We start from the raw sequence: 15,882 nt of genomic DNA, 5'->3' as shown, positions 1-15,882 counted from the left end.
AGCGCCGCCCACCTGCGCGGCGTCACATCCGCCAGGTGCGGGACGGGAGGCGACACGCGACGTGGCGCTTCAGCCCCGTCGAACGCTCGTCGGCTCAGCCCATGGTCTTGCTGCCGTCGATCGCCTCCCGCAGGATGTCGGCGTGCCCGGCGTGCTGGGCCGTCTCGGCGATGAGGTGCAGCAGCACCCGGCGGACCGTCCAGCTGGCCCCCGGCTCGAACCAGGGCGCCTGCGGCAGCGGGTGCGCCACGTCCAGGTCGAGGGTGGCGACCAGCTCGTCGGTGTGCGCGGCCACCGCCTGGAAACGTTCGACAAGCCCGGCCAACGTCTCGCCCGGCGCCATCCGGAACTGACCCACCCAGTCGATCTCGGTGCGCTGCATCGCCTCGGCACCGCCCACGGCGAAGAGCATCCACCGCTCCTCGGTGCCCGCGACGTGCTTGACCAGACCACCCGGGCAGAGCTCGCTGACGGTGCTGCGGGTGGCGGCCTGCTCGTCGGTCAGCCCCTCGACCGTGTGCAGGAGGAAACCCCGGTGCCGGCGCAGGGTCTGTAGCAGGTCGGCTCGTTCCCCGGTGAGCTGAGCGGTGCTGGTCATGGTCGCCCCTTTGTCGAAGTCCGTCGCGCGCCAGACTAGGAAGGGGCACCGACATTCCGGCGTCGACGCGACGTCGGCCGGGTCGCCAGCGGTTGCCGATCGGCGCGCGGGACTGTCCACTGAATGACATGGGTGTGATTAAGGTGGGCACGTCGTCCTGGGCCGACCAGTCGCTGCTGCGCTCCGGCTGGTACCCGCGCTCGGCCAACACGCCGGCCGCCCGGCTGGCCTTCTACGCAGGCCGGTTCCCCCTGGTCGAGGTGGACACCTCCTACTACGCCGTGCCGGTGCCGGAGACCACCCAGGGCTGGGTCGACGCGACACCCGACGACTTCACCTTCGACGTCAAGGCGTTCCGCCTCTTCACCGGTCACCCGACGCCTGTCGCCGCGCTGCCCCGCGACCTGCGTCCCGCCTCCGGCCCCAGCCGGGTCCGCCGCCGTGACCTGCCCGAGCCCGTGTACGACGAGCTGTGGGCCCGCTTCCGCGCGGCGCTGGACCCGATCGCCGCCGCCGGCAAGCTGGGCGTGGTGCTGTTGCAGTTCCCGCCGTGGCTGGCGCGTGGCGCGGCGGCCGAGCGTCGCATCGTCGAGCTGGCACAGCGGTGCCGACCGTGGCGGGTGGCGGTGGAGGTGCGGCACGAGTCCTGGTTCGACGGTGCCGCCCAGGCGGCCACTCTGGACCTGCTGCGCGCACACGACCTCTCGATGGTCTGCGTCGACATGCCGCAGGGCCACCAGTCGTCGGTGCCGCCGATCCTCACGCTCACCGCCGAACCGGCGGTAGTCCGGTTCCACGGGCACAGCGACGCGTGGCGCGACGGTGACAAGGAGGACAAGTTCCGCTACGCGTACGCGGAGTCGGAACTGCGGGACTGGGCCGGACGGCTCGCCGAACTGGCCGACCGGGTCGACGACCTGCACGTGCTGTTCAACAACTGCTGCGCCGGGCAGGCCCAGCGCGACGCCACCCGGCTGGCGCAGGTGCTCGCCGAGACCATGCTCGTCGAGATGCCGGCCGCGCCCCCTCGACCGGTCGACGACCGCAGCGCCCCGGCCCGGGTCGTGTCCGCTCGCTGACGGCCGCTGCCCGCGTTCCCTGCCGGCCGTACCGGGGGACGCGGGCAGCGCGGTGGTCAGGAGCGCCGACCCCGGCTGCGCAACGCGTCCTGGGACCGCTCGGTGACGTCCGCGTCGTCCGGGAAGGTCCGGCCGCTGGGCGCCGGGTCCGGTGGCGCGCCCGGCCCGGCCATCGTCGTACGGGTGGGCTCGACCGAACCGAAGCCGTGTCGACCGGCCGGAGCGGACCGGCCAGCAGGGGCCCCCGCGCGCCGCTCACCCCGCCGTCCCTCGGGCACCGCCGTCTCCTCGCTGCCCTCGTCCATAGGCGAATCGTCGTCCGCGCCCCACGGCGCGTCGGCGTCGAAACCGTCGCCGGTGCCCCACGGGTTGACCGCCTCCGGTTCCGGCCGGTCACCGCCGCCACTGCTGCGTGCCTCGGTCATGGCCACCCCACTCGTCGGTCCGCCGCTACGGGCGGACGAAGTGCCCGTCCCCGGGCCGGTCCCGCCCGCTCGCCACGGCGTACACCGTGGGCGGGCGCGTAGGGCCGGCCGCTGTCCCGCCGTCGACGGTCCGGCGGGGCACCGGCCGGCCCGACGCTCAGCGTCCGGACATGGCCAGGTGCCGCTTGCCGGCCCCCATGCTCATGCCCATCTTGGCCATGCTCATCGGGGCGCTGCGCATCCCGTTGGTGCGGTTCAGGATGCCCCGCAGCACCTGACCGGGCTTCTGCTGTTCGCCCATGTACGCGGTGACCACGACCAGCGAACCGGTGAGCGCCGGGATCGCCCACTGGAGCAGCTTCATCTGTCGCTGCGAGGAGGCGACGTTCGCCGGTGTCTGCTGGTTGGGCTCGGTCGTGCCGCTCACCGGCGGGCCGCCCGCCTTCTCCAGCCGCATGCCGACCAACCGGCTGTAGCCGGTGACCGCGAGCGCGCCGATGGTCAACGCGGTCTTGATGGCACTGGCCCGGGCGACTCCCCGCTGGGCCGCCACCCGGGGGCTCTCCGTGACCAGTTCGCCTACCGCGCCGGCCAGGTGCGCGCCGATAGCGGCAGCGTTGACAGGTGTCCACTTCGACCATCCGGCCGAGGCGACCGGGAGTCGTTGGGTCGAGTCGTTGATTTTCGCCGCTGCGCCGTTGACGCCGAAGGCACCCATGAGGGAGCCGCCGAACCAGGCCGCCAGACCCAGATCGTGCATCGAGCGCAGTGCGGTGTGTCGTTCGGACATGTGATCCCCTTCCGCCGTGTCGGGCGATGCGGCTTACCCGCCGCCCGGGCGGCTAACCCCGTCACCCGCCGGCCTATCCCGGCCGCACCGGCACGGTCGGGACATCGGTGCGTCGCGGTGCGGGACCGCCGCCGGCAGGAGTCGTCCGGGCGGTGGCGGGTAGAGCCGTGGGACGCCTACCGAGAGGGGAACGGGATGTCGCAGCCGGATGAGGTTCGGGAGAAGACCCCCAAGACCGACGCGGTGCTCATGCATCCGGACAACGACCCGCACCGAAACACGGCGGAGGTCGCGCCGCGCAAGGACCACGCCGAGATCCGCGTGGAGCGCGACGGTGAGTCGACCCCGTTGGACCAGGACGGGTGAGCCGCCCGGCCGGGCCACGTGCCCCGGCCGGTGACGCCTCAGCGCGGCGGCAGGTCGCCGGCGAAACGGGCGATCCGCCCCGCCAGGGGTGTGCTGGCGCGCACCCAGGTGAAGTGGTCGAGCGCCGCGCCGGCCTCCGCCACGGTGTACCGCTGGCGGGTCACCGGCGCCGACGTGAGCTTCGCGCACAGGTGGTCCATGGTCTCGTGCGGGGTGTACTGGTCGTCGTCGACGCTGACCGCCAGCACGGGTGTGCGCACCGCGCGTACCGCCGCTTCGGTGTCGGTGCCGTCCAGGTGCGGGAAGCGGCCGGTCCGGGCGGTGTGCGCCCAGTCCCGGATGACCCCGCGCGCCTGCCGCCCGCCGAAGCCCCAGCCCGGCCAGACCCCGAGCAGCGCCGCGGTGGCGGCGATTCCCTGGGTGTACGGCAGGACGCCGACGCCGCGCCGGCCCGGGTAGACGCGCCAGTAGGGGACGCCGACCGCGACAAGTGCCAGCCCGTCCACGTCGGCGTCGCCGTGCAGGGCGAGGTGCAGCAGGGTGGCCTGCCCGCCGAGTGAGTGACCGAGCAGCAGTCGGGTGCGCCCGTCCAGCCGTGGCTTGAGGGCGGCCAGGACGGCGCCGACGTCGCTTGCCAGTTCGCTGTAGCCGTGCCGGTCGGCGCGGTTCGGCGCGGGAGTGCTCGTGCCGGTGCCCCGCAGGTCGGCGACGACCACGGCCAGCCCGGCGTCGCGCAGCGCTGCCGCGAACGGGCGGTAGTAGCGGGCGCGTACCCCCATCGCGGGCCAGATGACCACGACCGGCGCGCCCGCCGGTCCGGCCGGCTCGGGGTACACCTGCACACCGAGTCGGGCGCCGTCGACGTCGACGAACTCCTGCGCGTACTCCGCTTCCCCGTTCACCGGGCCAGCTTACGGCCCGACGTTACCGGCGGGTAGCCGAGGTGGGGCCGCGACGAAGGCCCCGCCGGGTGGCGGGGCCTTCGGTGACGCGGCCGGTCAGGAGACGGAGATCGCCCCGTTGCCGGCCCTGACACACGCCACCGCGCGGGCGGCGGTGGTGGCGGCGCCGGCCAGGCACTGGCCGAGCACCTGGTGCCCTGTGGCGTTCGGGTGCCACGACTCCTGGCAGGTCTGGAAGTAGCTGACGCAGGTGTTCGCGATGCGCTGGATGTCGATCTTGTCCTTGCCGGCGAGGCTCGTGACGAAGGTGCCGTTCGCGCCGTCCTGGAGGCGGATCGGGGTGGCAAGCGCGCCGGTCGGGCTGTTGGTCTGCTCGCAGAGCCGGGCGCCGTCGAAGGCCCGCTGCACGTTGAGGTAGACCAGGTCGGCCGAGGGGAACTCGACGGCCAGGGTGTCTCGGGTGGACTTCACGATGCCGCCGAGGCCCTGGGAGAAGCGGTGCCCGGGGGCGAGGCTGGCGCGGTGGATCGGGCAGCCGGCCGCGTACCGCTCGGCGCCCAGGTCACGGAACTTGTCCCGGGTGTCGTCCCGGCCGTCCTCCTCGTGGAACGTCGCGTTCAGCTCCAGCGGCAGCGGGTTCGTGTAGTCCTGGAACACGACCCGGTGCTGCCCGTCCGCATCCACCTGGTCGAGGGTGGTCAGGATCTGGCGTACGGCGGCGGTGGTCTCCGCCGTCGCGGCGCTGAGCTGCGCGGCGGTGGCCAGGTCGGCGTCGCTGCACGGCTTCTGCTCCACCGGCCCGTTCAGATACGCCCAGAACTCCCACCAGCCGGTCCACGCGTCGGCGATGAACCGGTTGGCGCACTTCTCCGCGACGCTGCCGAAGGTGAACGAGCTGTTGTTGGAACCCAGGCCGATCAGCACCAGGTCGATGTCCTGGGTCTGGGCGACGGCGCGGAGCTGGTCGAGCTGCGCGGCCACCGTACGACCGTTGGCGCGCGCCTGCGAGGCGTTGGCGATGTCGTGCGGCTGACCGCCGGAGCAGGCCAGGTTGAACCGGTTCTGGATGCCCGGCAGGTTCGCCTGGTTCAGTGACGCGTTGGCCGACCGGTGGCAGAAGAACGCGTTGTTGTTCGGCGCCGTCCAGCCGGGGAAGCCCTGGGCCACCCCGTTGACGTCGACCACCGGGGTGTACGCCCCGGCGCCCTCGCCGCTGATGAAGCTGTCGCCGAGGGCCACCGCGGCGGTGGGCAGCGCGGCGGTCGCGGGGGAGGGCAGCGCGACGGCCGTCGACAGTGCGGCCGTGACGATCGTGAGTGCCGCGGCGAGCGCGGTACGGCGGAATCTGGGCATGGAGCTCCCATCCATCGAAAGATGAAAGATTCTCTGAGAGCGCGATCAGATCACTCCTGCGCGACGGGCGTCAATGGCCCGTAACAGAATCTTTCGATGAATGACATGTCGGCCCGGTAGGGCCGCCGCGTCCGAACGGGACGACCTGGCGGCGTACCGGATCGGGGTGTGCCCGACCGTCCGGGCGACCGCTACGTCCGCGGGGCCTACCGCCCGCGACGCCTCAGCGCGGCCGCGCCCAGGGCGTTCAGACCCACACCCCAGATCAGCAGTACGCACAGCCACTGCACCCACCGCAGCATGCTCATCTCGCCCGACAGCAGACCCAGCCCGGTGCCGACCAGCCCGGTCTCGTCCACCGTGTCCACCTTTCGACCACCGGCCGGGTGAGAGAGCCTAGCGGCGGCGGTGTCGGTGCGTGGTTCCGTGATCACCCGTAGCTGTTGCCTCGCTCACGTCCGGGCGGTGTCACGCGGCGGGTCGCGTAGGGCCTACGGGAGTTGTCCCAGCCTCCGGCTAGGCTCGCTGCGGCGCGCCACGCCGGCTGATGTCGCCGGTGACCGGCAGCACACCGCCGAGACCGGGGAGTACGACCAGTTGACCGCAGAGCCTGACACCCTGTACGGGGCCGATGACCTCACCCACCTTGAGGGGCTGGACGCCGTCCGCAAGCGGCCCGGCATGTACATCGGCTCCACCGACAGCCGTGGCGTGGGTCACCTCGTCAACGAGATCCTCGACAACTCCACCGACGAGGGCGTCGCCGGTCACGCCAGCCACGTCGAGGTGATCCTGCACGCCGACGGCTCGGTGCAGGTCGACGACGACGGCCGGGGCATCCCCACCGACGTGCACGCCAAGTCCGGCATCTCCGGCGTCGAGCTGGTGCTGACCCGCCTGCACGCCGGCGGCAAGTTCGGCGGCTCCGGCTACAAGACCTCCGGCGGCCTGCACGGCGTCGGCGCCTCCGCGGTCAACGCGCTGTCCCGCCGGTTCGACGTGACGGTCCGCCGCGCCGGCAAGGTCCACGCCATGTCGTTCCGGCACGGCGTCCCCGGGATCTTCGACGGCGACGGCCCGGACGCGCCCTTCACCCCCGGCCCCGGGCTCCAGGTCATCGGCGCCATGAAGCGCGGCCACCGCACCGGCACCTCGATCCGCTGGTGGCACGACGCCCGCTACTTCGAGACCGGCGCGGCGCTCGACGTCGACGCGGTCCGCATGAAGCTGCGCAACACCGCCTTCCTGGTCCCCGGCGTGACGTACCTGCTGCGTGACCTGACCGGCGAGGCTCCCGCCGAGGAGCGGTTCCACTACCCTAACGGGCTCAGCGACATGGTGGAGTTCCTCGCCCCGGCCGGCGACCGGCCCGTCTCCGGCATCCTGCTGGTCAACGGCGAGGGGACGTACCGGGAGAACGCCGCCGACGCCAACGGGGTCATGCAGTCCAATGTGCAGCGCCGCGCCGAGGTCGAGGTGGCGTTCCGCTGGGGCACCGGCTACGAGCGCACCGTCGAGTGCTTCACCAACACCATCCGCAACGCGCACGGCGGCACCCACCGCAAGGGCTTCGAGCGTGCCCTGGTGCGCACCCTCGCCGACGCGGTCCGCAACACCCGTGGCCTGCTCAAGGCCAAGGAGGAGCCGCCCACCCTGGACGACGTCCTGGAGGGCATGACCGCCGTGGTGCACGTGCGGATCCCCGAGCCGCAGTTCACCTCGCAGACCAAGGACGAGCTGTCCACCACAGGCATCACCAAGGTGATCCAGAGCCTGGTGGACACGCACGTCAAGGCGTGGCTGGAGGACAGGCGCACCAAGGCCGAGGCGCGCACCGTCCTGCAGAAGATCGTCGACGCGGCCCGGGTGCGACTCACCCAGAAGCAGCAGAAGGACGCCGCCCGGCGCAAGACCGCCCTGGAGGGCGCGTCGATGCCGCCGAAGCTTGTCGACTGCCGGGCCACCGGCATCGACCGCAGCGAGCTGTTCATCGTGGAGGGCGACAGCGCCCTCGGCACGAGCCGCATGGCCCGCAGCTCGGAGTACCAGGCGTTGCTGCCGATCCGCGGCAAGATCCTCAACGTGCAGAAGGCCAACCTCCAGCAGGTTCTGGACAATGCCGAGTGCGCGGCGATCGTCCAGGTCCTCGGGGCCGGCTCCGGACGGACGTTCGACCTCTCCGCGCTGCGCTACGGCCGCGTGCTGATCATGGCCGACGCCGACGTGGACGGCGCGCACATCCGTACTCTGCTGATCACCCTCTTCGCCAGGTACATGCGCCCGCTGATCGAGGCCGGCCGGCTCTACGCCGCGATGCCGCCCCTGCACAAGGTCACCACCAAGGGGCGCAACCCGCAGACGGTCTACACGTACACGCAGGCCGAGATGGAGACGACGGTTCGCAAGCTGGAGAAGGCCGGCAAGCAGATCGTCACCCCCATTCCACGGTTCAAGGGTCTCGGTGAGATGGACGCCGACGAGTTGTGGGACACCACGATGAACCCGGCCACCCGCGCGGTGCGCCGGATCACCCTCGACGACGTGGACGCCGCCGAACGCATCCTCGAACTCCTGATGGGCGAGAAGGTCGAGCCCCGGCGTAACTGGCTGATCGACTCCGCCGACCGGGTCGACCGCGAGGCGATCGACGCATGAGCCGATGTTCCATTCGAGTGGAGAGCTGAGTCATGGCACGCCGCAAGGAAAACAAGGTCGACCTCTCCTCGTTCGACCAGGCCGGCGCGCGGGTCTTCGACAATCCGCTGGTCACCGAGGTCTCCGACTCCTACCTGGAGTACGCGTTCTCGGTCATCCACTCCCGCGCCCTGCCGGACGCCCGCGACGGTCTCAAGCCCGTGCACAGGCGCATTCTCTGGTCGATGTACGAGCAGGGCTACCGGCCCGACCGGGGGCACGTGAAGTCTGCCCGAATTGTCGGGGATACAATGGGAAAGTACCATCCGCACGGCGACACGGCGATCTACGACGCGATGGTCCGCCTCGCGCAGGACTTCTCCCTCAACGTGCCGCTCATCGACGGGCATGGCAACTTCGGATCTCCAGACGACGGCCCGGCTGCCAGCCGCTACACCGAGGCCCGGATGTCCCGCGAGGCGATGCTGCTCGTCGGTGAGCTGGGCGAGGACACCGTCGACGTCGAGCCCAACTACGACGGCTCGCTGACCCAGCCGACAGTGCTGCCGGCGGCCTTCCCCAATCTGCTCGTCAACGGCGCGTCCGGGATCGCGGTCGGGATGGCCACCAACATGATCCCGCACAACCTGGCCGAGGTGGTCTCCGCCGCCCGCTGGCTGATCAACCACCCGGACGCCACACTGGACCGGCTCATGGAGTTCGTTCCCGGCCCTGACCTGCCCACCGGTGGTGTGCTGCTCGGCCTGGACGAGGTGCGCCGGGCGTACGAGACCGGGCGCGGCGTGGTGCGGATGCGCGGCAAGGTGGAGATCGGCCCGATCGAGGGCAGCCGGGGCCGGCAGGCGATCACAGTGGTCGAGCTGCCCTACGGGGTCGGCGCGGAGAAGGTCATCGCCGCGATCACCAACGAGGTCACCAAGACCAAGCGGTTGACCGGCATCGCCGACGTCAAGGACCTCACCGACCGGGAGAGCGGCACCCGGCTCGTCATCGAGTGCAAGGTCGGCGTCAACCCGCAGGCGCTGCTCGCCGACCTCTACCGGTTGACCCCGCTGGAGCAGTCGTTCGGCGTCAACAACCTGGTCCTGGTGGACGGGCAGCCGCGCACGCTGGGGCTGAAGGCGCTGCTGGAGGTCTTCCTGGCCCACCGGTACGAGGTGGTCACCCGGCGCACCTCGTACCGCCGGCGCAAGCGCCAGGAACGACTGCACCTGGTCGACGGCCTGCTCATCGCTCTGCTGGACATCGACGAGGTGGTCCGGCTGATCCGGGGCAGCGACGACGCGCAGGCCGCGAAGGACGGGCTGATGAGCCGCTTCGGCCTCTCCGACATCCAGGCCACCTACATCCTGGACACTCCGCTGCGCCGGTTGACGAAGTTCGACCGGATCGAGCTGGAGGCCGAGCAGGAGCGCCTGCGTGCCGAGATCGCCGAGCTGAGCGCGATCCTCGACGACGAGCGGGTGCTGCGCAAGGTGGTCTCCGACGAGCTGGCGGCGGTGGTCAAGCAGTTCGGCGCCGAACGGCGTACGACACTCGTCGACGGCGACCTGAAGGAGGTGCTGGCCGCGTCCGCGCCGGCCGGCCCGCTGGAGGTGGCCGACGACCCGTGCCAGGTGATCCTCTCCGCGACCGGGCTGGTCGCCCGGACCGCTGCCGAGTCGGAGGAGAGCGCCGAGGGGCGCCGACGCAACGGCCGGGTCAAGCACGACACGGTACGCGCGACAGTGCACTCCACCGCCCGTGGTCGGGTGTTGCTGCTGACAAGCGCCGGCCGGGCGTTCAAGGTCGACGTCCTGCCGTTGCCGGTGCTGCCCGAGCAGGCAGGCACGGTGTCGCTGCGCGGTGGCATGTCCGCGGCCGAGCTGGTGCCGTTGGAGGCGGGGGAGACAGTTGTGGGTCTGGCCCCGCTCGGCGGGCCGGCGGACGGTTCCCCGGGTTTGGCGCTGGGCACCCGCCACGGCGTGGTGAAGGTCTGCGCGCCGGAGTGGCCGGTGCGCTCCGACGAGTTCGAGGTGATCGGTCTGCGTGACGGTGACGAGGTGGTCGGGGCGACCTGGCTGACCGACGGCGCCGAGACGTTGACGTTCGTGTCGTCGGAGGCGTCGCTGCTGCGGTTCCCGGCCGCGCTGGTCCGTCCGCAGGGGCTCAAGGGTGGTGGCATGGCCGGCATCAACCTGCCGGCCGGGGCGCGCGTGGTGTTCTTCGGGGCGGTACGCACCGACGACCCGGGTCACGGCGAACCGATGGTGGTGACCTCGACCGGCGCGACGGTGAAGGTGACGCCGTTCAAGTCGTACCCGGCGAAGGGCCGGGCGACCGGCGGGGTGCGCGCGCACCGCTTCCTCAAGGGCGAGACGGACGTGGCTGTCGCCTGGGTGGGGCCGCGCCCGGTAGGCGCGACAGGCACCGGTGACCCGGTGGAGCTTCCCGCGGCCGACCCGCGCCGCGACGGTTCCGGCTTCGCGGTGATGCTCGGTCCGACGGTGGTCGGCCACCTCATCGAACGCGACTGACCCCTCAGGCTTGATCAAGAGGTTCGCGTCACCGGCTCCGGCCCGTCGTGACGCGGACCTCTTGGTCGATAAGGCAGGTCAGGCGACGTTGACGGGGCGGAACTGGACGCTCACCCGGGGGCCGACCGGGCGGGTGGTCTTCGGGATGGCGTGTTCCCAGGTGCGTTGGCAGGAGCCGCCCATCACGATCAGGTCGCCGTGGCCGACCGGGAAACGCAGGCTGTCGCCGCCGCCGCGTGGGCGTAACAGCAGGGGCCGGGGCGCCCCGAAGGAGACGATGGCGACGACCGTGTCGGTGTGCGCCGACCGGCCGATGGTGTCGCCGTGCCAGGCCACGCTGTCCCGGCCGGAGCGGTAGAGGCACATGCCGGCGGTGACGAACGGTTCGCCCAGCTCGGGAGCGTAGTGCCGGGTCAGCTCCGCCCGCGCCTCGGTGAGCACGGGGTGGGGGAGTTGTCGATCGCCGTCGTACCAGCAGAGCAGGCGGGGCACGTCGACCTCGTTGTCGAACATGGTGCGGCGTTCGGCCCGCCAGGGCACCTCGGTGAGCAGGGTGTCGAGGACCGCGTCGGAGCCGCGCACCCAGCCGGGGAGGTGGTCGACCCAGGCTCCGCGGGTGAGCTGGTGCCGGCGGATCTGGCCGGACAGCGGCCCCAGGGTCGGCCCGGTGTCGGTCAGGTCGAGCATCGACGGCTGGTAGGCGGCCTGCGTCATACGGCCACCCTAGCAGCAGTTTCGTACACCCGTGCCAATGGATCGGTGGGTTGCGCCCACGGCGTCGAGCACCGCGTCCACGACCCGGGCCCGGCCCTGTCCGTCGACTGACGACCAGGCCCGTGCGGCGAGCGTCGCGCGCCGCTGGGGCGAGCTGAGCAGCCCGAGCAGGGTCCGCGCCGCCGCCGCGCGGGCGGCCCGTCCGGCGACGCCGGCGGTGGTCAGCTCGGGCAGCTCACCGAGGCCGGCGACGAGGCCGTGTCGCACCACCCGGTGGTACGACTCGCGTTGGTTGTCGACCACGCAGACGAGGGCGGCGGGTGCGCCGAGGCAGCAGAGTTCCCAGGTGGATGTGCCGGCGGCGCTGACCACCAGGTCGGCTTCGGTGATCAGGGTCGGTAACGAGGTGGTGGGCGGAACCGGTCGGATGACCTGCCCACGGCCGGGGGTGATGTCCTCCACCTCCGCCTCGGTCTCCGGTCGGCCGACGACGACGGTCAGGTTCATCGGATGGCCGGTGGCCACCAGCACCCGGGTGAGCACCGGGGCCGCGCCGACCGCGTCCGTTCCACCGAAGAAGGCAAGCACCCGGGGCCGGCTGACCGCCGTGGCGGGCGGGGGGACTGGTGGTCGGGCGCCGATCACCGAGTCGCGCAGCACTGCGTAATCGCTGCCGGCGAGCAGCCGGCCGGGCAGCTCCGGGTGCCGTGCTCCGAAGTTCTGGTCGAGGTAGAGGTCGGCGACCTGGCTCCGGCTGTCGCCGTCGATGACGGCGACTGTGAACACGCCTGCGGCACGCAGCGCGCCCGCGCCGGCCGGATCCAGCTCGTAGGAGTCGAGGACCATCGCGTCCAGGTCGTACCGGCGGGCCGCCTCGACCAGCCCGTCCGGCGTGTCCGGGCCGGGGTGCAGTCCGATGCCCCGCGCGGCCAGTTCGGCGACGGCCCAGTCGAGCCGTTCGACGGTGCCGAACACCGTGACGTGTGTGCCGCGCGCCTGGAACTCCTCGGCGAGGGCCAGGCAGCGTACGAGGTGCCCGACACCGCGTCGCGGCCCGGCGTCGCAGCGCAGACCGACCCGGACCGTGTTCAGGACTCCTCCAGGCGCTTCTGGCGGACGTCGGCGTTGAGCGCCCGCAGGCGGGGTTGCCCGTCCAGCCAGTCGGCGAGCTTGGCCAGCGGCACGCTGACGTCGCCGAAGTGGTCGACGACGGCGTTGACCAGGGCCCAGTCCTGTTCGGTGTCGACTGTCAGCCGCAGCCCGGAACGGTCCGGGGCGAGCGTCACCCCGAGCACCCGGAACAGGTCGGGGTGGGTGTACGCGTACGAGGTCACGTGCACCCGGTGGTGCCCGGTGGCGAGCCGGTCGAGGGTACGCAGCGCGTCCGCCCGGATGATCTCCACGTCCAGTCCCCGGGGCAGCGTACGGGCGATCGACGTGCTCGCGTAGTCGAGTCCGGGGACCGCCCGGTACACGGCGGCGACAAGCGCGATGATCTCCGGGTCGAGCAGGGGGCAGTCGGCGGTGAACCGCATGACCGCGTCGCCGGGGTGCGCGGCGAGCGCGCCCACGAAGCGGTCCAGGACGTCGTCGACGGGCCCTCGGTGGTACGGCACGTCCAGCCGTACGCACTCGGCGACGACCGCGTCGTCGACCGGGTCGGTGCTGGTGGCGACCACCAGGTCGGCGAGGACGCCGCTGTCGCTGGCGGCGCGCACCACCCGGCCCAGCACGGATCGTCCGGCGAGCGGGCGGAGCACCTTGCCGGGCAGGCGCGACGATCCCATCCGGGCCTGCACGATCCCGACGACGCGTGGTCCGGTCACTGCTGCTCCTCCTGCCGGGGGCCGCGTACGGCGCGGGCGCGGCGCTTGGCGGCGCGGGCGCCGCGCTTGGCGAGCCGGGCCGGTGTGATGGCGAGCCGGCCCACCCGGTAGCTGAGTGAGCCGCTGAGCAGACCGATTGTCGTCTCGGCGCGGCGCAGCGCCCGTTCGCGCGAGGTCAGCAGCTCCTCGGTCCAGGCGGTCAGCGCCGCGAGTCGGCTCAGTTCCTCGCGCTGACGCAGCCACGCCTCACGCATCTGCTGGTAGCTGTGCGGGCCGACCGGCGGGTCGGTCGGCGCGACGGCGTGCAGCCGGGTGGCGAGGGTGACCCGGCCGTCGGGGTCGAGCTGGTGCAGGGCCGCCGTGATCTCCGCCTCGGCGTCCACCGCCCGGGTCACTGTCGCGCGGTCCAGGTCGCGTCCGGCGAGCCCGCCGAGCACCACCGTCAGGCCCGCCACGTCGAGGGTGGACGACCACGGGTGCGCGTACCCGCCGGTGAACAGGTCCACCGCGAAACGCCACAGGCCGCGGGCCAGCACGACGTCCGTGGACAGGGCGTCGGTGGCCCGCCAGCTCGCGTCGAGGACGGCGTACCGCCCGCCGTCGACGACCACGTTGTCGGTGCCGGCCAGCGCGGTCGCGCCGACGACGGACCCGTCGGGGTCGGCCTGGTCGGCGAGCCAGCCCGCGTACCCCCGCAGCAGCGCGCGCAGGGCCGCGAGGTCGCGGCGCAGGGCCGCGTCGAGCAGGAGGGTACGCAGCAGCCGGCCGGGCGGCACCGGCCCGCTGGGCGCGTCCGCGTCCCGGTACGCGGCCACGCGGCTGGCGAACGGCTGCGCGACCGGCAGGCCAGCGCCGGTGCCCGGGGCGAGCCTCCAGTGCCAGCCGGACGGGCCGTCGAGCACCTCCAGCACGCCGATCCCGGGCTGCCCGGTCTGCGCGAGGGCTACCGGCAGGTCTCCGTCGGGTGCGGGCGCGGGTGCCCCGGCCCGGCGGGCGAGCATCAGCCAGCTCGGCGCGAGGTCGGCGGCGCGTCCGGCGTGCAGCGCGTCCACCGCCAGCCGGGCCGGGTCCTGCAGGATCGTCGCGCCGGTGAAGCCCGCCGCGCAGGCGCCGTGCAGCACCGCGTCGAACAGGCCGGAGCCGGCGCCCCGGTCGAGCTGGTCGGCGTCGAGCAGCGCGGTGGGGGCACCGGAGTCGGGGTACGCGGCCCAGCAGGCGACCGGCAGCAGTCCCGCGCCGCGCAGCCGCTCGCGGAGCTGGTCGCGGTTCGCCGGGTGGGCCTGGTCCAGCACCCCACCGATCACCCAGTCGGAGTCGTCCCGGCCGGCGTACCAGGGGGTGGTGTCGACGAGCCGGTGCAGTCCGAGCGGGTTGTCCAGGCGCAGCAGCAGCGCGCCGCCCGGCCGCAGCGCGTCGACGAGTCGCGCCAGCACGCCGTCCCAGCCGAGCCGGGTGCCCTCCACCGACTCCACCGGGTCCAGTCCGGCGGCGGCGATGACCACGTCGTACGTCTCGTCGGTGGGCAGCCCGGCCGGGCCGCCCACCACCACGTGGGCGGCGCGCGGGGCGAGCGCCACCGCGTCCGGGTGGCTGCGCAACAGGCAGGTGACCTCGGCGTGGGTGAGCCGGTCCAGCAGCGCCGGATCGTGCCGGCCGGCCAGCAGGACCCGGGCGCCGGACGGCACGATCCGGGCGGCCAGCGCGGCGAGCGGCCCACCGTCGGCCAGCCGTTCGCGCGGCAGGTCGGACCAGGCCAGCATCTCGCCGCCCGGCAGGGTGATCCGGCCGGCGGGTGCCGTCTCAGTCGTCACGGTCTTCCTCTTCCTCCTGGAGGTTCGCCCAACCGAGCAGTTCGCGCAGTTCGGCAGGCGAGCAGCGGTGGTCGGTGCCCAGTTCGGCGCGGGCGATCCCCGTCGCGGTGGACAGGTCGACCGAGGTGCCGTGCAGCTGCGGCCACTGTCGCCGGATCCGGGCCGTCCCACCGAAGGTGGGATCCTCGTTGGACAGGATCATCGGGTCGCCGTAGACCGCCGGTTCGCAGCCCGCCGCGATGCCGTAGAAGATCGCGCTGGTCAGCCGGTTGGAGGCCACCCGGCGGTGCCGGCGCAGCTCGGTCAACTGCTTGTCGAGGAACTCCGGGTCGGTGTCCTTCCACCAGTGCCCCCGGTAGCCGTGGCAGATCACCCGGAAGCCGGCGCGCTCGTAGAGCCGGCGGACGTTGCGCATGCCGTACTCGTGCCAGTACAGGCAGACAGTGACCGGGCCGGGCTCGGTCTCCCGGATCAGGGCGATCAGTCTGCGGTGGTCGCCCTTGACGTGCTGGCCCTCCCAGCCGTGGAACGGGTACCAGATGGTGCCCTCGCGCTCCTCGGCCGGCGGCTCCTCGGGACGCATGGCCAGCAGGTAGACGAACGGCGCGCCGATGACGACGACGTTGCGCCGGCCCACCGACCAGGCCCGCCGGCGGGTCTGCTCCGACCAGAGCAGGCTCGGCGTTCGGTCGGCGTACGGGTGGCCCGGGGCCAGGCCGTCGCCGATGTTCCAGCCGTGCTGCACGTACCCGTTGATCCGGGGTGGGTGCCGGTCACCGAGACCGGCGTAGCGGGCCAGCACGTGCGCGTGGCCGTAGAAGTGGTTCGCGTGGTGCATCAGGTCCCC

General features: G+C 72.6%; 15 protein-coding genes. 4 read left to right on the top strand and 11 right to left on the bottom strand.

Annotation, left to right across the window (positions count from 1 at the left end; genetic code table 11):
* Positions 1-94: 94 nt before the first annotated feature.
* Positions 95-598: a DinB family protein gene (locus tag AB0N27_RS20485; protein WP_364371887.1), complete on the bottom strand. Its 504-nt coding sequence runs from the start codon at positions 596-598 to the stop codon at positions 95-97.
* Positions 599-726: 128 nt separating this feature from the next.
* Here AB0N27_RS20485 and AB0N27_RS20480 point away from each other — a divergent pair, with 128 nt between their 5' ends.
* Positions 727-1,677, top strand: a complete 951-nt coding sequence (locus AB0N27_RS20480; RefSeq protein WP_364371884.1) for a DUF72 domain-containing protein — start codon at positions 727-729, stop codon at positions 1,675-1,677.
* Between the two features lie 56 nt (positions 1,678-1,733).
* Here AB0N27_RS20480 and AB0N27_RS20475 read toward each other — a convergent pair whose 3' ends face one another.
* Entirely contained in the window at positions 1,734-2,102 is a 369-nt protein-coding gene (locus AB0N27_RS20475; protein ID WP_364371881.1) for a hypothetical protein, read from the bottom strand.
* A gap of 157 nt (positions 2,103-2,259) precedes the next feature.
* Positions 2,260-2,892, bottom strand: coding sequence for a hypothetical protein (locus AB0N27_RS20470; RefSeq protein WP_364371878.1), 633 nt, complete (start codon positions 2,890-2,892; stop codon positions 2,260-2,262).
* Positions 2,893-3,087: 195 nt separating this feature from the next.
* Between AB0N27_RS20470 and AB0N27_RS20465 the strand changes: the two genes are divergently transcribed.
* A complete protein-coding gene (locus AB0N27_RS20465) occupies positions 3,088-3,258 on the top strand; it encodes a hypothetical protein (protein ID WP_364371874.1) in 171 nt (56 codons plus the stop codon).
* A 38-nt stretch (positions 3,259-3,296) separates the two neighbouring features.
* Here the strand turns inward: AB0N27_RS20465 and AB0N27_RS20460 are convergent, their stop codons facing one another.
* The 3 genes from AB0N27_RS20460 to AB0N27_RS20450 form a co-directional block, all read right to left on the bottom strand.
* Positions 3,297-4,160, bottom strand: a complete 864-nt coding sequence (locus AB0N27_RS20460) for an alpha/beta fold hydrolase (RefSeq protein ID WP_364371871.1) — start codon at positions 4,158-4,160, stop codon at positions 3,297-3,299.
* Between the two features lie 96 nt (positions 4,161-4,256).
* Positions 4,257-5,513 carry a hypothetical protein gene (locus AB0N27_RS20455; protein ID WP_364371868.1) on the bottom strand — a complete coding sequence of 419 codons (1,257 nt, stop codon included), beginning with the start codon at positions 5,511-5,513 and terminating at the stop codon, positions 4,257-4,259.
* A gap of 206 nt (positions 5,514-5,719) precedes the next feature.
* Positions 5,720-5,872, bottom strand: a complete 153-nt coding sequence (locus AB0N27_RS20450; RefSeq protein WP_364371865.1) for a hypothetical protein — start codon at positions 5,870-5,872, stop codon at positions 5,720-5,722.
* Positions 5,873-6,038: 166 nt separating this feature from the next.
* Between AB0N27_RS20450 and AB0N27_RS20445 the strand changes: the two genes are divergently transcribed.
* The gene (locus tag AB0N27_RS20445; protein ID WP_364372149.1) at positions 6,039-8,168 is read left to right on the top strand and encodes a DNA topoisomerase IV subunit B; all 2,130 of its coding nucleotides are present in this window, start codon (positions 6,039-6,041) and stop codon (positions 8,166-8,168) included.
* Between the two features lie 32 nt (positions 8,169-8,200).
* The gene (locus AB0N27_RS20440; protein ID WP_364371862.1) at positions 8,201-10,684 is read left to right on the top strand and encodes a DNA topoisomerase IV subunit A; all 2,484 of its coding nucleotides are present in this window, start codon (positions 8,201-8,203) and stop codon (positions 10,682-10,684) included.
* Positions 10,685-10,762: 78 nt separating this feature from the next.
* On the opposite strand, the gene AB0N27_RS20435 is transcribed toward AB0N27_RS20440, so the two are convergent.
* From AB0N27_RS20435 to AB0N27_RS20415, 5 genes are read right to left on the bottom strand one after another with little or no spacing between them, the layout of a single operon-like run.
* Complete coding sequence (locus tag AB0N27_RS20435; RefSeq protein WP_364371859.1) at positions 10,763-11,398, bottom strand: alpha-ketoglutarate-dependent dioxygenase AlkB; 636 nt, start codon at positions 11,396-11,398, stop codon at positions 10,763-10,765.
* 9 nt (positions 11,399-11,407) lie between these two features.
* Positions 11,408-12,490, bottom strand: coding sequence for a spore coat protein (locus AB0N27_RS20430; RefSeq protein WP_364372146.1), 1,083 nt, complete (start codon positions 12,488-12,490; stop codon positions 11,408-11,410).
* On the bottom strand, positions 12,487-13,224 hold the full coding sequence (locus tag AB0N27_RS20425; RefSeq protein WP_364371856.1) for a glycosyltransferase family protein: 738 nt from the start codon (positions 13,222-13,224) through the stop codon (positions 12,487-12,489). The genes AB0N27_RS20430 and AB0N27_RS20425 overlap by 4 nt, the downstream gene beginning before the upstream one ends.
* Positions 13,221-15,035: a class I SAM-dependent methyltransferase gene (locus AB0N27_RS20420; RefSeq protein ID WP_364371853.1), complete on the bottom strand. Its 1,815-nt coding sequence runs from the start codon at positions 15,033-15,035 to the stop codon at positions 13,221-13,223. Before AB0N27_RS20420 ends, AB0N27_RS20425 begins: the two co-directional genes overlap by 4 nt.
* Complete coding sequence (locus AB0N27_RS20415; RefSeq protein ID WP_364371850.1) at positions 15,025-15,873, bottom strand: hypothetical protein; 849 nt, start codon at positions 15,871-15,873, stop codon at positions 15,025-15,027. Before AB0N27_RS20415 ends, AB0N27_RS20420 begins: the two co-directional genes overlap by 11 nt.
* Positions 15,874-15,882: the final 9 nt, after the last annotated feature.

The organism is Micromonospora sp. NPDC093244 (assembly GCF_040683695.1).
Lineage (GTDB): Bacteria > Actinomycetota > Actinomycetes > Mycobacteriales > Micromonosporaceae > Micromonospora.
The sequence above is the reverse complement of the archived record's forward strand: the minus strand, read 5'-3'. Positions and strand labels throughout refer to the sequence as shown.

Coding starts and splice junctions, on each gene's coding strand:
- AB0N27_RS20485 (WP_364371887.1), bottom strand. CDS start 598: ATGACCAGCACCGCTCAGCTCACCGGGGAACGAGCCGACCTGCTACAG.
- AB0N27_RS20480 (WP_364371884.1), top strand. CDS start 727: ATGGGTGTGATTAAGGTGGGCACGTCGTCCTGGGCCGACCAGTCGCTG.
- AB0N27_RS20475 (WP_364371881.1), bottom strand. CDS start 2,102: ATGACCGAGGCACGCAGCAGTGGCGGCGGTGACCGGCCGGAACCGGAG.
- AB0N27_RS20470 (WP_364371878.1), bottom strand. CDS start 2,892: ATGTCCGAACGACACACCGCACTGCGCTCGATGCACGATCTGGGTCTG.
- AB0N27_RS20465 (WP_364371874.1), top strand. CDS start 3,088: ATGTCGCAGCCGGATGAGGTTCGGGAGAAGACCCCCAAGACCGACGCG.
- AB0N27_RS20455 (WP_364371868.1), bottom strand. CDS start 5,513: ATGCCCAGATTCCGCCGTACCGCGCTCGCCGCGGCACTCACGATCGTC.
- AB0N27_RS20440 (WP_364371862.1), top strand. CDS start 8,201: ATGGCACGCCGCAAGGAAAACAAGGTCGACCTCTCCTCGTTCGACCAG.
- AB0N27_RS20435 (WP_364371859.1), bottom strand. CDS start 11,398: ATGACGCAGGCCGCCTACCAGCCGTCGATGCTCGACCTGACCGACACC.
- AB0N27_RS20415 (WP_364371850.1), bottom strand. CDS start 15,873: ATGCACCACGCGAACCACTTCTACGGCCACGCGCACGTGCTGGCCCGC.